The 13,901-nt window shown below is 59.8% G+C and carries 16 protein-coding genes; 5 read left to right on the top strand and 11 right to left on the bottom strand.

The window, feature by feature from the left end:
* Nucleotides 1-294: 294 nt before the first annotated feature.
* The 3 genes from ATY78_RS11465 to ATY78_RS11455 all read right to left on the bottom strand — a co-directional run bounded on the left by ATY78_RS11465 (nt 295) and on the right by ATY78_RS11455 (nt 1,583).
* On the bottom strand, nt 295-651 hold the full coding sequence (locus ATY78_RS11465) for a type II toxin-antitoxin system HicB family antitoxin (protein WP_088682451.1): 357 nt from the start codon (nt 649-651) through the stop codon (nt 295-297).
* Entirely contained in the window at nt 648-902 is a 255-nt protein-coding gene (locus ATY78_RS11460; protein WP_003572077.1) for a type II toxin-antitoxin system HicA family toxin, read from the bottom strand. The genes ATY78_RS11465 and ATY78_RS11460 overlap by 4 nt, the downstream gene beginning before the upstream one ends.
* Before the next feature lie 219 nt (nt 903-1,121).
* Nucleotides 1,122-1,583 carry a cupin domain-containing protein gene (locus tag ATY78_RS11455; protein WP_088682450.1) on the bottom strand — a complete coding sequence of 154 codons (462 nt, stop codon included), beginning with the start codon at nt 1,581-1,583 and terminating at the stop codon, nt 1,122-1,124.
* 108 nt (nt 1,584-1,691) lie between these two features.
* On the opposite strand from ATY78_RS11455, the gene ATY78_RS11450 reads away from it, so the two are divergent.
* Nucleotides 1,692-3,251, top strand: coding sequence for a winged helix-turn-helix domain-containing protein (locus tag ATY78_RS11450; protein WP_088682449.1), 1,560 nt, complete (start codon nt 1,692-1,694; stop codon nt 3,249-3,251).
* A gap of 44 nt (nt 3,252-3,295) precedes the next feature.
* Here the strand turns inward: ATY78_RS11450 and ATY78_RS11445 are convergent, their stop codons facing one another.
* Entirely contained in the window at nt 3,296-3,745 is a 450-nt protein-coding gene (locus tag ATY78_RS11445) for a cupin domain-containing protein (protein ID WP_088682448.1), read from the bottom strand.
* A 108-nt stretch (nt 3,746-3,853) separates the two neighbouring features.
* On the opposite strand from ATY78_RS11445, the gene ATY78_RS11440 reads away from it, so the two are divergent.
* Both ATY78_RS11440 and ATY78_RS11435 read left to right on the top strand, forming a co-directional pair.
* Nucleotides 3,854-4,813, top strand: a complete 960-nt coding sequence (locus ATY78_RS11440; protein WP_088682447.1) for a LysR family transcriptional regulator — start codon at nt 3,854-3,856, stop codon at nt 4,811-4,813.
* 417 nt (nt 4,814-5,230) lie between these two features.
* Nucleotides 5,231-5,836: a LysE family translocator gene (locus ATY78_RS11435; protein ID WP_088682704.1), complete on the top strand. Its 606-nt coding sequence runs from the start codon at nt 5,231-5,233 to the stop codon at nt 5,834-5,836.
* A 24-nt stretch (nt 5,837-5,860) separates the two neighbouring features.
* Here ATY78_RS11435 and ATY78_RS11430 read toward each other — a convergent pair whose 3' ends face one another.
* The 7 genes from ATY78_RS11430 to ATY78_RS11400 form a co-directional block, all read right to left on the bottom strand.
* Nucleotides 5,861-6,211 (bottom strand): cupin domain-containing protein, encoded by a 351-nt coding sequence (locus ATY78_RS11430; protein WP_088682446.1) that lies wholly within the window; start codon nt 6,209-6,211, stop codon nt 5,861-5,863.
* Nucleotides 6,204-6,872, bottom strand: a complete 669-nt coding sequence (locus ATY78_RS11425) for a cysteine hydrolase (RefSeq protein WP_088682445.1) — start codon at nt 6,870-6,872, stop codon at nt 6,204-6,206. Before ATY78_RS11425 ends, ATY78_RS11430 begins: the two co-directional genes overlap by 8 nt.
* Nucleotides 6,872-8,422, bottom strand: a complete 1,551-nt coding sequence (locus ATY78_RS11420) for an ABC transporter ATP-binding protein (protein WP_088682444.1) — start codon at nt 8,420-8,422, stop codon at nt 6,872-6,874. Before ATY78_RS11420 ends, ATY78_RS11425 begins: the two co-directional genes overlap by 1 nt.
* Nucleotides 8,419-9,120, bottom strand: coding sequence for an isochorismatase family cysteine hydrolase (locus ATY78_RS11415; RefSeq protein WP_088682443.1), 702 nt, complete (start codon nt 9,118-9,120; stop codon nt 8,419-8,421). Before ATY78_RS11415 ends, ATY78_RS11420 begins: the two co-directional genes overlap by 4 nt.
* A 72-nt stretch (nt 9,121-9,192) precedes the next feature.
* Nucleotides 9,193-10,119, bottom strand: coding sequence for an ABC transporter permease (locus ATY78_RS11410; protein WP_088682442.1), 927 nt, complete (start codon nt 10,117-10,119; stop codon nt 9,193-9,195).
* Nucleotides 10,119-11,249: an ABC transporter permease gene (locus ATY78_RS11405; RefSeq protein WP_088682441.1), complete on the bottom strand. Its 1,131-nt coding sequence runs from the start codon at nt 11,247-11,249 to the stop codon at nt 10,119-10,121. The genes ATY78_RS11410 and ATY78_RS11405 overlap by 1 nt, the downstream gene beginning before the upstream one ends.
* 21 nt (nt 11,250-11,270) lie before the next feature.
* Nucleotides 11,271-12,398 (bottom strand): BMP family ABC transporter substrate-binding protein, encoded by a 1,128-nt coding sequence (locus tag ATY78_RS11400; protein WP_088682440.1) that lies wholly within the window; start codon nt 12,396-12,398, stop codon nt 11,271-11,273.
* 337 nt (nt 12,399-12,735) lie between these two features.
* On the opposite strand from ATY78_RS11400, the gene ATY78_RS11395 reads away from it, so the two are divergent.
* On the top strand, nt 12,736-13,428 hold the full coding sequence (locus ATY78_RS11395; protein WP_088682439.1) for a GntR family transcriptional regulator: 693 nt from the start codon (nt 12,736-12,738) through the stop codon (nt 13,426-13,428).
* 80 nt (nt 13,429-13,508) lie between these two features.
* Nucleotides 13,509-13,898, top strand: coding sequence for a RidA family protein (locus ATY78_RS11390; protein WP_088682438.1), 390 nt, complete (start codon nt 13,509-13,511; stop codon nt 13,896-13,898).
* The last annotated feature ends 3 nt before the right edge of the window (nt 13,899-13,901 follow it).

Raw genomic sequence — 13,901 nt, 5'->3', positions numbered from 1 at the left:
CCAGGCGAAGGTCGATGTTTGTGGGATGCGGTAGGCCTCGCCGCCTCACGCCAGCCCAATGCGCAAGCGACTTCAAAGCTGCAGGATATGACTTGAAAAGTGAAGTTCCATAAATACCTTTTACGCCGCCGACACTGAAATAGTGGGGCAACGGTTCTGGCACGGCGAGAGCTTTCCTGGCCAGCGTCCAGCTTGTTGCCGTTGTGTTCACGTTCTGGGCGAAGAAGATCGCATAATGTACCGAAGGGAACACCAATTCATCGGACACGCCGATGGCCGGTATGGTGAAGGGAACTACGCCGGCAAGCGCGCCTCGGCATAATGGTCGGCGGCCTCTTCCAGCACCTCTTCTGCCCACTGGTTCAGACTCTTTCCCGAAAGCTCAGCAGCAAGAGCTGCTCGGCGATGGACTTCGGGAGCGACACGAAACATCATCTTCCCAGAATAGGGTCGCTGAGGCTCTTTGCCGATTTTCCTACACGTCTCCAGGTAGTCATCGACTGCCTCATGGAAGGCTTTCTTGAGTCCAGCAACACTGTCACCGTGAAAGCCGATTACATCCGAGATACCTGCAATCCTGCCGAAAAACACATCGTCCTCAGCGTCGAATTCGATGCGAGCGTGATATCCGTTGTAGGTCATGATGTTCATGGCGTTACTCCAATCTGCATCAGGAACTCGCGAGCATCGCGCACCTGATAACGCTTTGCTTCCTTGTCCGGATGTGGTCTATGGAAGCTCGCAATGATCCCGTCTTTTTCAAACTTAACGCGGGAACCGTTCCCCTCAATGAGGTCGGCTCCGGCAGCCACAAGCAGATTCTCTATAGCGGCCCATTCAATGGTTCCCGAGACCGGGTCTTTGAAGACCGCCGCGAGAGTCTTTCTCTGCTTGCTGTTCATGCTAGCAAATATAGAGACGCTTGCTGATTATGCAAGCATAAACTCAACAGCCTCTTGAATTCATCCCAAAGGTCGAACGGGAGGCGTGGTGGGGCAATAGTCACGGGTCGGCAGTTCGATCCTTTCAACTGCTATTCCATCGCTAATGTGCTCGGGGCCCTAACCTGGTCATTGGGGAGCTTCACACCCCACCTATGTCATTACGACTAACACTTAAGCTCACGTGCGTGTGGTTAAGGTCGAGAGCTGATCGGTGTCGTAGCGGTTTCGCAGATCGGCGAGGACTTCTGAGTCGGGCACGCCCTGCGCGGCAAGCTTTGCGAGCTCTTCGAAATAGTGCTCATGGCCGGGCGGTGAGACTGTCATCAACACGCGGGCTGGTTTCTCACTGACATTGGTAATGTTGTGCGGCACGCCGGGCGGGATGAACAGGTAAGTTCCCGGCGTCGCGAGGACAACTCTGTCGCCCACATGCCACTCACATTCGCCCTCGAGCAAGTAGAAGGTTTCCTCTTGCACCCGATGAACGTGGCGCCCAGTAGCGAATCCTGGGGGAATCGTCCAGTCGAACATGCTCGTGTGCCTAGTGTTTTCGCCGGTGACGAGAAAGTGCATCGGATGACCGCGCAGTATTACTCCGTTCTTCTCGTCGGGCATGCGGATGATGGGTTCGGCGCTCATTTTGACCTCCATTGACAAGGTGTTTGCATTGCAAACATCGATCCCAAGATCGGCGCCCAGCGCCGGAAAGTCGTGAATCCGTTCCTAAAAATCTGCTAAAAGTGCGGAATGATGAGTGGGAACGATATCTACCAGTTTGGCCCGTTCCGCCTCGATCCGGCGGCAGGTATTTTGTATCGAGGCAACGAGCCCACTATGCTTGGGCGTCGCGCCGTCGTGCTGATGCGCAGGCTGCTCGATAATGCCGGGACGCCGGTGTCGAAAGACGCGCTGGTCGAAGCCGGTTGGGGCGAATTGGCGGTCGCTGACAACAACTTAACGGTCCAAATCGCAGCCTTGCGCAGGGTGCTGGCGAAAGAGGATGCCGAGAAGTGGGTTGAGACGATACCGCGGCATGGCTATCGATATGTCGGACCGGCGGTTGTTGCGAACGTTCGGAATGCGTCAATTGCCGACCGCGCCGCACCAGCACTGGCACTTCCCGAGAAGCCCTCGATTGCTGTTCTGCCTTTTTCGAACCTGAGCGGGGATCCGGAGCAGGAGTATTTCGCTGATGGGATGGTCGACGACATTATCACGGGCCTTGCACGCATTAAGTGGCTGTTCGTCATCGCGCGAAATTCTAGCTTCGCCTACAAGGGGCGAATTGCGGACGTAAAGCAGATCGGCCGGGAGCTTGGGGTGCGTTATGTGCTGGAAGGCAGCGTGCGCAGATCTGGCGGCAGCGTGCGGGTGATCGGCCAGATGATCGATGCGTCGACCGGATCCCATGTATGGGCCGAACGCTATGACCGCAATTCCGCAGATATTTTTGCGCTTCAGGACGAGATTGCGCTTTCCGTGGTGGGTGCGATCGCGCCCAGCGTACGAAAAGCAGAGATTGAACGTGTGAGGCGGAAACGGCCCGAAAGCCTTGATGCCTACGATCTCGTGCTCCAGGCCCAGCCTGACGTTGATTCAGGGATGCCGGAGCAAGTGACAAGAGCGCTGACGCTTCTTGAGCGCGCCATCGCACTTGAGCCTGCGTACGCATTGGCGCACGGCAATGCCGCGATGTGTCATCATTGTTTGTTTCTCCGCGCCGGCCTGCAAGAGGTCAATCGCGCCGCTTCAATTCACCATGCTCGATTGGCTATTGCCTATGGCCAAGACGATGCACTGGCTCTGACATGGGCGGGGTTTTCGATCGGTATGGATGCGCACGATCGCGCCGCTGCATTCGCAGCGTTGGAGGCAGCGCTGGCGATCAGCCCGTCGTCGGCGCTGACCTATATTCTCGGCAGCGTCATTCTCGGCTGGAGCGGCGAGGCCGAGCGCGCGATAGAATGGAGTGAACGAGGCGTGCGGCTAAGCCCGTTTGATTCCTGGGTGTGGGCGGCGTTTGACGCGCAGGCAATGAGTCATTTGTTGCGCGGCCGCTATGAGGATGGCTGTCGCGCGGCCTACAAGTCCGTCCAAGCCAATCCCGCGCACAGCATTACTTATGTGCAGCTAGCTGCCGCGCTAGCCAAACTTGGCCGCTTGGACGAAGCAAGGGCGGCGGCCGCGCGCGTGCTTGAGCTTCAGCCGTTGTTTCGCTACGGTCGGCAGTTTGCTGGCGTAAACTGTTCGCCAGAGCTCGCATCAACACTCGGCGACGCCCTGCGTGACGCCGGATTGCCGGAATAGCGCCGCGTTTAGCAATCGAGGAGGCGATCGAGGCACCATGGTGATTAGGCCACGCCCAGCGGCGGTCCAGTGAAGCGGAGGCGGTGCCTGCCCGCAGACTCTGCGATCCGTTCCATATCCTGCGGGATTTGGAACTGGCCTGCAGCCATATCGGCGAAGAAGCCTTCGAAGCCGCCCGGTGTCAGGATAACCAGATGCCGCGACGGCATGTCGCCGGTTACCCTGAAGGTATGCTCCATTCCCCGCGGTACGAAGACGGTCTCGCCCGCCTTCTTTGTAAAGGTCTCACCCTTCATCCAAAATTCGCAGGAGCCGGAAAGAAGAACGAAGGTCTCGTCCTCTCTTTCATGGATGTGTCGTGGCGGCCCGCTGCCAACGGGTGAGAGGCTGTCGACGATGGACACTGCCCCGCCAGTTGCTGCGCTTGCAAGAATAGTTCGGTAATGAACCCCGAGCCAATTAATCGTATCGGGGCATCCAAGTAGGTCCATCATCGTTTCCTCCTGTTGTCAGAATGAAACGAAAGCGCTTTCGTCTTGCAGTTCTTAGCATTTTGACCATTATTAGAAAAATCGTTTGATGACATAGAAGCTATCGGCGAAATGAATTTCGCGACCTTTGATCTCAATCTTCTACGCGTGCTCGACGCGCTGTTGCGGGAAGGCTCGACCGTGAAGGCCGGCGAAAAGCTGGGAATGTCGCAATCGGCAGTGTCCGGCGCACTTTCGAGACTGCGTTATGCGCTCGATGATCAGTTGTTCGTCCGTCATGGCCAAGGTCTGCGCCCGACGGATTATACGAGAGGTCTGGCGGTGCCTCTGCGCGAGACGCTCGACAGGGTGGAGGCGATGTTGAGTAGCGCGTCCTTCGATCCCAGGAGGGCCAGCATCACTTTCAAGCTGGCGGGTAGCGATTTTTTTGCGGAGATGCTGATGCCGCGGCTGGCGCGAGAGATTCACGAACGCGCACCGGGTATTCGGGTGCAATTGGTCGATCTGGTCCCAAACAGCTACATCGACTCCCTTGAGCGGTATGAAGCCGACATGGCTCTCATTCCTGATGCAGAATTCCCAGACTGGATCGACCGACGTCCGCTATTCCGATCGTCCTTCACGACTATCGCCCGCAGAGGAAACGCCGCAATCGAAGCCGCCGGAATAACGCTTGGCGAAACCTTGCCGATTGATCTGTTCTGCGAGCTCGGACACATCCTTTTCTCGCCCGAAGGAAAAACGAAAGCCATGGGTGATGCTGCACTGGCCAAGATCGGGCGCTCCCGGAAGGTGGTCATGACGGTACCCGTGTTCTTCGGTGTCTGCCGAGCTGTGAGCGGGAGCGATCATATTGCACTCGTCCCTCGCCAACTGGCGGAGCGCTTAGCGGATCTTTTCGGCCTCGCCATTTATACACCGCCCATGCCGCTTCCGCCGGCACTCATCGTCGGCGTGTGGCACAAGCGCTCGACCGGAAATCCCGCTCATCGCTGGATCCGCAACCTGATTGCCCAAATATTGCTGCCGCTCAATGTCGGCGAGCACCCCCTTCTTAACGAAACGCGCTGAGTTTCCACTCCAATCTGCACCGAACATCCCACGTAACGGAGGCGGTTTCGGCTTAAAAATTCATCGCAAGTTTGGTTCTAGCAGTTGGAAGGTATCCGTAAGCGATTGCGAGTTCGCCACCGGTGTCGGCCACTCACACAGCCGCTCATGCCATAAGCGTCATCGGCGCTCGAATTAGCGGGATCGACGGTTCTGATCTCTTCAACTGCTAAAACGCACACGTCGAGTGACCGGGTTCGGGTTCCCATAAAGGGCTGGATAGACGGTTCGGCATCTTCTTCGAAATAGCGCATCGCAATTCCGGCCAAGATCCGTATTGAGGCGAACGGCCGGCACTACCGCCGCACCGATCAAGCGATCTGCTATTGAGAATTTCTTCCAGACTGGATTAGAGTTAACGGAGCAAAGGAGCGCATGATGGACCTGCAAACAGCTTTGACGTTTAGCCTGGCCTTCTTCGTATTCGCGGCAAGTCCCGGCCCCGACAATCTGACCATCTTGTCGAAGACCGTGTCCAGCGGTCCGGCGCATGGTGTTGCCTACGGGATCGGCGTCGTTTGCAGCATCTTCCTTTTCGTGATCTTTGCGGCCATCGGCTTCAACGCCATTGCCCAATACATGAACGAAAATCTGCGCTTCATTCAATATGCCGGTGCTCTCTACCTGATCTACACGGGCGTCATGATGTGGCGTTCGAAACCGAACATCAAACCTCGCGTGATGCGGGGCGGCCTGATCCGCCTTTTCCTCACGGGCTTCCTTCTCAACATCTCCAATCCCAAGATGCCGATTTTCTATCTGGCGCTTCTGCCGGGCGTGCTCGGCATCCGGCCGCTCACGGTCTCCGATACCGTGGAACTGCTGGTGATCATTGCGCTGATAGAAGTGATCGTGGTCGGAGGGCATGTGTTCCTCGGCCATAAGGCAAAAACGGCTTTGGCCGATCCGAACAAGATCAGCATCCTCAATCGCGGAGCCGGAGCTCTGATGGTCGGGGCAGGGGTTCTTGTCGCCAGCCGTTAACGCCGTTGGGACGCCGGGCAGGCGTTACCCACGCTCTTCCAATATTGTCACGGGCCGGTCCCATTGGATGAGCACGACGCAGCCGGTGTCGCTCCAGACCGAGTGCTCGGTACCGGGTGCGTTGACGATGTAGCTGCCGCGGCCGTAATCGCCGGCTTCATCCGATTGCACTCCATCGAGCACGAGAATGGTTTCCAGCCCCTCATGCCGATGGCGGGGAACGCCGGCGCCGGCTTCGTATTTCAGCAGCGCCACGCCGGGCTGGTCGCCCTCGAAGGGCCGGATCCAGTGGATCGTCACCTGATCGCGGAAGGGGCCGAATTGCAGATCCCTCCAGCCGCCTGATGTGAGCAATTCGCGAGTGGTTTCAGGCATGGGCGATGCTTTCCAATATGTCGTCGACATGGGCTGTCCAGCCGACGATCGCGCCTTGGGCGCGGATCATGGCGATTGCGGCGGCCTTGAACTCCGGAAAATAGCTTTCCGTCGCCTCCACGGCGAGCAGGCATTCGTAGCCGCGGTCGTTTGCCTCACGCATTGTCGTCTGCACGCAGACCTCCGTCGTCACGCCGGCAAAAACGAGCTGCTTGATGCCCTTCTGCTGCAGCACCTCGCCGAGCTCGGTTGCGTAAAAGGCGCCTTTGCCGGGCTTTTCAATCACGACTTCACCTTTGACCGGAGCAAGCTCCGGCAAGATCGCGGTGCCGGGCTCGCCCGAAATCAGGATCCGCCCCATCGGGCCTTCGTCGCCGATCCGGAGCGTGGGATTGCCGCGGTCGCGTTTTGCCGGCGGCAGATCCGAAAGATCGGACTTGTGGCATTCCATCGTGTGGATGACCGGCAGCCCGGCATAACGGAAGCCCTGGATCAGGCGTTTGACATCGGGCACGATCCTGGTGATGCGGCTGACATCATTGCCGAGGCTGGCGCCAAAACCGCCGGGCTCGGCGAAATCACGCTGCATGTCGATGACGATAAGCGCGAGCTGGTCAAGCTTCACCGGAAAGGCGAAGGGTTCTGCCTTGATCTCGGCCATCAGTGATGCCCCGCCATATGGGCGCCGATCACGCCGATGTCGGCAGATCGTGCCGGTGTCTCGTAGACCAGCTTGCCTTCGGAGATGACCATGATGCGGTCGGACATTTCGAGCAGCTCGTCGAGGTCCTCGGAAAGCAACAAGACCGCGGTGCCCGAATTGCGCGCCTTCATGATACGGGCGCGGATTTCGGCGACGGCCGAGAAATCGAGACCGAAGCAGGGGTTGGAAACGATCAGCAGGTCCACCGCGCCGGTGAGCTCGCGGGCGAGCACGGCGCGCTGCACATTGCCGCCCGAAAGTGCCGCGATCGGCGATGAGGAGGAAGCGGTCTTCACCTTGAAGTCGGAAATCAGCGCCGTGGCGCGCTTCTTCATCTTGCCCTTGTTCAGCCAGATCGCGTTCTTGCCGCCCGTTTTCAGGTCGAAAGTGCGGAAGGCGAGGTTTTCGCTGACACTCATCCTCGGAGCGCAGGCATTCTGCAGCGGCTCCTCGGGGATGAAGCGGACATTGTTCTTGCGCGTCTCGCGACGTGTTGCGCTATAAACCTCGCCTTTGACGCTGACACGGCCGGTATTGGTCGGTCGCTGGCCGGCAAGGATTTCCGTCAGTTCCTTCTGGCCATTGCCCGATATTCCGGCGATGCCGACGATCTCGCCAGCGCGCACCATGAGATTATCGATCTCGATGGTTTTGAGGCCGGAACGATCCGGCGCTTTGACCTGCGCCACTTCGAGGACCGGCTTTGCGGTTTCCGGGACGGGGACGCGGGTGTCAAGTTCGGCGAGTTTGACGTCCCCAATCATCATCGCCGCCATCTCGGCTGTGGAAACTTCGCCGACTTTTCCAGTGCCGACGAGCTTGCCGCGCCGCAGGATCGAGACGGCATCGGCAAATTTCGTCACCTCATGGAACTTGTGGGAAATCATCAGCACGGTCAGTTCGCCGCGCTCCGTCATCCCGCGCACGAGGCCGAGCATTTCATCGGCTTCTGCGGGCGTCAGCACCGAGGTCGGCTCGTCGAGGACCAGGAAGGAGCGGCCGAGATAGAGCTGCTTGAGGATTTCGAGCTTCTGCTTCTCGCCGGCGGCAAGCTCGCTCACCGGCCGGTCGAGCGGGATCTTGAAGGGCATCCGCTCCATGAAGGCCGCAAGATCCTTCCGCTCCTTCGCCCAGTTGATGATGGCGGGGACTTCCGCCCGGCTGATGACGAGGTTTTCGGCACCCGTCAGCGAAGGAACCAGCGTAAAATGTTGATAGACCATGCCCAGGCCGTAGGCCGCAGCGTCCCTGGGCGAGGCGATCGCCACTTCGCGACCGTCGACGGAGAGCGAGCCCGACGTCGCGTGATAGAAACCCATGATGCATTTGACGAGCGTCGACTTGCCGGCGCCGTTTTCGCCGAGCAGGGCATGGAAGCTGCCGGCTGGCACCTTGATCGAGACATGGTCAAGCGCGATGAAGCTGCCGAAGCGCATCGTCATATCCATCGTATCGATGCCGACGGCCTTGCCGGCCTGCGGAAGTGGCGTGTCGCGGATCGTGCTCATGGCAGTTGGCTCACGAGCGTTGCGGAATTGGAGACGGAGCCGAAGACGCCGCCCTGCATCTTCACCATCTTAATGGCGGCGAGATGATTGCCGTAATCGGTCGCGCCGCAGCAGTCCTCCAGCAGCAGGCATTCGAAGCCGCGGTCGTTGGCCTCGCGCATGGTGGTGGAAACGCAGACATCGGTGGTGATGCCGGTCAGAATGATGTTCTCGATGCGCTTCTGATTGAGGATCAGTTCCAGATCGGTGGCGCAGAAAGAACCCTTGCCGGGCTTGTCGATGATCGTCTCGCCTTCGATCGGGTAGAGTTCCGGAATGATGTCCCAGCCGGGCTCGCCGCGTGTGAGGATGCGCCCGCACGGGCCTGGATCGCCGATGCCTGCGCCGATGCGCTGTGAACGCCAGCGTTTATTGGCCGGCAAGTCGGCGAGATCGGGTCGATGACCCTCGCGGGTATGGATGATGTGGTAGCCCTTGGCGCGCATGGCGGCCAGCACGCGTTTGATCGGCTCGATCGGCGCCTGAACCAGCGACAGGTCGTAACCCATATGATCGACATAGCCGCCCTTGCCACAGAAATCGGTCTGCATGTCGATGATGATGAGGGCCGTATTGTCCGGACGCAGGGCGCCGTTATAAGGCCAGGGATAGGGATCGGCGTCGATATAATGTCCTTTGGTCTCGACCATGGCGTCCATCGTCTTCTTCTCCTATTCACCTGCAAGTTTGAATGTTTTGCTTGCCGCGGCTGGATATCAGCGGCTCCGTCTTCATTTCGTCAGCGACAACGCGCCCGGCGCACCGGCAAGCGAACGTGTCGGCGAGGAGGTCGCGATCATGATGACGAGGGTGAGCACGTAGGGCGCGGCATAGAAGAGATAGTAGCCCTGGGTCACGCCGATCGATTGCAGCGCCGGCCCGAGCGCACCGGCGCCGCCGAAGAGCAGGGCGGCGAGGAAGCAGCCGATCGGGTTCCAGCGGGCGAAGATGACGAGCGCCACGGCCATCAGGCCCTGGCCTGAGGAAATACCCTCGTTCCAGGAGCCGGGATAATAGAGCGAGAGATATGCGCCGCCGATCGCCGCCAGCGACCCGCCGGCGGCGGTGGCCAGCAGACGCACGCGATCCGGGTTGATGCCCATCGCGCGGGCGGCATCCGTGCTGTCGCCGACGACGCGCAGGATGAGACCCACCCGCGTATTCCTGAAGCCCCACCAGAGGGCGAAGGCAAGCAAGGCGCCCAGGATGAAGAGCACATTGATGTTCAGGGCGGCCTGGATCTGCGGCAGGCTCGACCAGAGGCCGAGCGGGATGGACGGCAGATGCGGCGCCACTGGCTGGATGAAGGATTTGCCGAGGAAGAAGGCGAGGCCCAGGCCGAACTGCATCATGGCGATGCCGATCGCAATGTCGTTCACCTTCGGCCATTTGCAGATCCAGCCGTGAACCAGACCGAAGGCGGCGCCGGTCGCCATCGCGGCGAGCACGCCGAGCCAGGGCGAGTTGGTCATGACGGCGACGGCGTAGGCCGTCATCGCGCCGAAGACGAGCGTGCCTTCCAGGCCGAGATTGATGCGGCCGGAGCGCTCGGTGATCGTCTCGCCGAGGCTGACGAAGATGAACGGGGTGGAAACGCGAATGGCGCCCGCCAGGATCGCGAGTGGCACGCCCCAGATGCCGATGCCCGTCTCTTCCATCAGAGGCTCCTTTTCCAGAGGTCGGGATTGAAGATCTTGAAGCGCCCGTAGAAGGTCTCGCAGAAGAGGATGACGATGAAGAGCGTGCCCTGCAGCACCAGCACGGTGGCATCGGGCAGGCCCATGCGGCGCTGGATGAGGCCGCCCGAGGCATCGATGCCGCCGAGCAGGATCGCAACGGGGATGATCGCCAGCGGATTGTGCCGGGCGAGGAAGGCGACGAGGATGCCGGTATAGCCGTAACCGGCGGCGAGCGAGGCATTGGCGCTGCCCTGGACGGCGGCGACCTCGATCATGCCGGCAAGACCTGCGAAACTACCGGCGATCGCTGTGAAACCGGCGATCAGCCTGCCGACCGGCAAGCCCTGGATCTGGGCGGCGTGCACGTTGCCGCCAGCGATGCGCGCGGCAAAACCGTAGCTCGTCACCTCGATCAGAACCCAGGATAGGATGCAGGCGAGGATGCCGATCACGAGGCCCCAATGCACATCCATGCCGGGAATGTTGCCGAGCATGTAGTCTGCCGGCAACGGCTTGGTCGATGGCTTGTTCAGACTGGCGGCATCGCGCAGCGGCCCTTCCACGAACTGGTTCATCAGCGCGATGGCGATATAGGAAAGCAGCAAGGAGGAGATGGTCTCGTTGACGCCGCGGTAATGGCGCAGGAAGCCGGCAAAGCCGATCCAGATGCCGCCGACGACCATGGCGGCGATCGCCATCAGAATGAGAGTGGGAAACACAGGAGCCGCTCCCACAAGCGGCATGGCCATGGCGGCGGCGGCAACGCCGCCCAGCACGACCGCTCCTTCCCCGCCAATAATGACGAGGCCGAGGCGGGCAGGCAGGGCGACGCAGAGTGCCGTCAGGAGAAGGGGTGCGGCACGGCTTAAGCTGTTCTGCACCGAAAACCAGCTACCGAAGCCGCCGGTGTACATAAGCTGGAAGAGCGTTACCGGCGATTTGCCGATCGCCAGGATGAAGAGAGAAAAGAGCCCGATCCCGATCAGGATGGCGGCAAGGCCGATGACCACCGGTTCGGCCCTGCGTGCCGTCCATTCGAGCAGCGGACGCAGCGAGGCCGGGTTGTCGGAGGCGACTGATATTGCGGGATCATTGGCCTGAACGGTCATGGCGCTTCTCCCTCTCGCGGTTTACGCCGTGGACCCGACGACGCCCTCGACTAGGTAGTTCATGCTTTCGAGCTCGATCGCATCTTCCGCATAGGCCTTGTCGGCCGTGACGACAGCGTTGCCCTTGTTGTCCTTCAGCGGCCCCTTGAAGACCGAGAAGCCGCCCTTCATCATGTCGGCATGCGTCGCTTCGAATGCCTTGCGGCCCGCCTCGGAAACGCCGGGGCCGAGCGCGCTCATCTTCACGAAACCGTCCTTCAGGCCGCCGCGCACGAAGTTGCCGAGCTTCTCGCCGGCCTGCGCCTTCTTGACGAAGTCGCCATAGACATTGCCCCAGGCCCATTCGGCGCCTGTGAGATATTTCTCGGGCGCAAGCGGGCTCTGATTGGCGTGGTAGCCGCAGACGAAGGCACCGCGGCCGGCGGCCGTTTCGACGACCACCTTCGGGCTGTCGACATGGCAGGTGATGACGTCGGCGCCCTGGTCGACCAGCGCGTTGGTGGCTTCCGCCTCCTTGACGGCGAGCGACCACTCGCCGGTGAAAATCACCTGGCAGGTAATGGTCGGGTCGATTGCGCGTGCGCCAAGGAGGAATGCGTTGATATTCTGCAGCACCTGCGGGATCGGCTTGGCGGCGACGAAGCCGATCTTCTTGCTCTTCGTCGCATGGCCGGCGGCGATGCCGTTCAGATATTGCCCCTGGAAAATATAACCGAAATAGGAGCCGGTATTGGCCGGGTGCTTGCCCTCCTGCCACATCCCGCCGCAGTGACGAAACTGGATATCGGGATATTTGGCGGCCATGGCCAGCATATGCGGATCGAAATAGCCGAAGGAAGTCGGGAACAACAGGGTGGCGCCATCGAGATTGATCATCGATTCCATCGTCTTCTGCACGTCGACCGTTTCGGGCACGTTCTCTTCTTCGACGACGGTGATGCCAGGCATCGCCTTGATGGCAGCGGCCCCCTCGGCATGCGCCTGGTTGTAGCCATAGTCATCCTTGGGGCCGACATAGATGAAGCCGACGGTGAGAGCCGTCTGTGCGAACGCACGCGAGGAGAGGAGGCCGGGTGCCGCGCCGACGAGAGTGGCGGCGGCGGAAGCCTGAAGGAAATGGCGTCTGTTCATGGAAAGGAGTCTGGTCATCGGAATGCTCCCCTGACGGCGATTATGCCGTTTTCAATTGGTTACAGAAAAGTGTATGCAATGGTCGTGCCAGATTTTATTGTATTGATTTTATAAATGAAATTCTCTTCTCTTTGGCGGACGCCTAAGAAGTGCATGCAATTTCATCTTGAAATTAGATGAAAAAATATGCACAGCCTATAAAATTGCCCGATATCCATGTCGTTGGGCTCGAAGCGCCGACCAAGCGGTAGTGCAAAATACATTTTTGCTAGCGACATCAATAATATATACTGGCGTTTGACTTTGCCGGCCTGAGCGGGCATGTGTATGCAACCCAACAATGTAGAATCATTCCTTGAAGCAAGTCAGGCGCAGAGAAATCATCAGGGCAGGAACGACCGTCGAGCAGATGGTGCGGGCGATCGCCGACATGATCGTCACCGGGCAGATGCTGCCGGGCGAGAAGCTCGATGAAGTTTCGCTGGCTGGTCGTTTTGAAGTGTCGCGCACACCGGTGCGCGAAGCGCTTCGTGAACTCGGTGCGATGGGGCTTGTCGACCGGGAGCCGAACCGCAGCGCCGTCGTCACCACCGTGACCGAAACCTATCTGCATTCCATGTTCGAGGCGATGGCGGAACTCGAAGCCATCTGCGCCAGGCTCTCGGCCGAACGCATGACGGTGGATGAGCGGCGCACGTTGGAGCTGGAGCACAAGGCGTCGATGAAGCTGGTGCATACCGGCGCGGAAGAGGACTATGCGGCTCACAACACCGAGTTCCACACCCGCCTTTATCGCGGCGCGTATAACGATCATATCTTCGAGATGGTGACGCAGACGCGGGCACGGCTCGCCCCATTTCGACGGGCGCAGTTTCGGCTGCCCGGCCGCTTGGCAAAATCCTACGAGGAACATGGCCGGATCGTGATCGCGATCATGCGAGCGGACGGCACTGCTGCCTCACAGGCAGCCTATTCCCATGTGGAGATGGTCAGCGATGCGAGCGCGGTGTTTGCCGCAACCGGCGAGCCGAGCGCGCGAAGCACCTGAGGTCGTGCACGCTCATTCGCGCTCTCCTGATCCAACAAATGGAATGACGCGCCGTCTTCCGCTTAGCCGAGGAAATGCCGATGAAGAAGATTTTCAATCCGCCCTCGGTCCGCCGTCCGTTCGGAAACTATAATCACGGGTTGCTTGTGCCGCCGGGCGCTTCGCTGCTCGTCACCTCAGGTCAGCTCGGCATCGGTCTCGACGACGAGGTGCCTGAAGACATCGGCAAACAGGCCGAGCTATGCTTCGAAGCGATCAAGGCCATTCTTGCCGATGCGGAGATGAGTTTTGCGGACGTCATCCGCATTTCCGGGTTCGTGACGAAACGGGAGGATTTCCCAGCCTATATGGCGGTGCGCGATCGTTACACGCTCGACCCGAAGCCTGTCTCGACATTGATCATCGTCGGCGGCTTCACCCGGCCGGATTTCCTCGTCGAAGTCGAGGTCACGGCCGCCAAAGTCTTATGACGC

Source organism: Rhizobium sp. R635 (assembly GCF_002211285.1).
GTDB lineage: Bacteria > Pseudomonadota > Alphaproteobacteria > Rhizobiales > Rhizobiaceae > Rhizobium.
The sequence above is the reverse complement of the archived record's forward strand: the minus strand, read 5'-3'. Positions and strand labels throughout refer to the sequence as shown.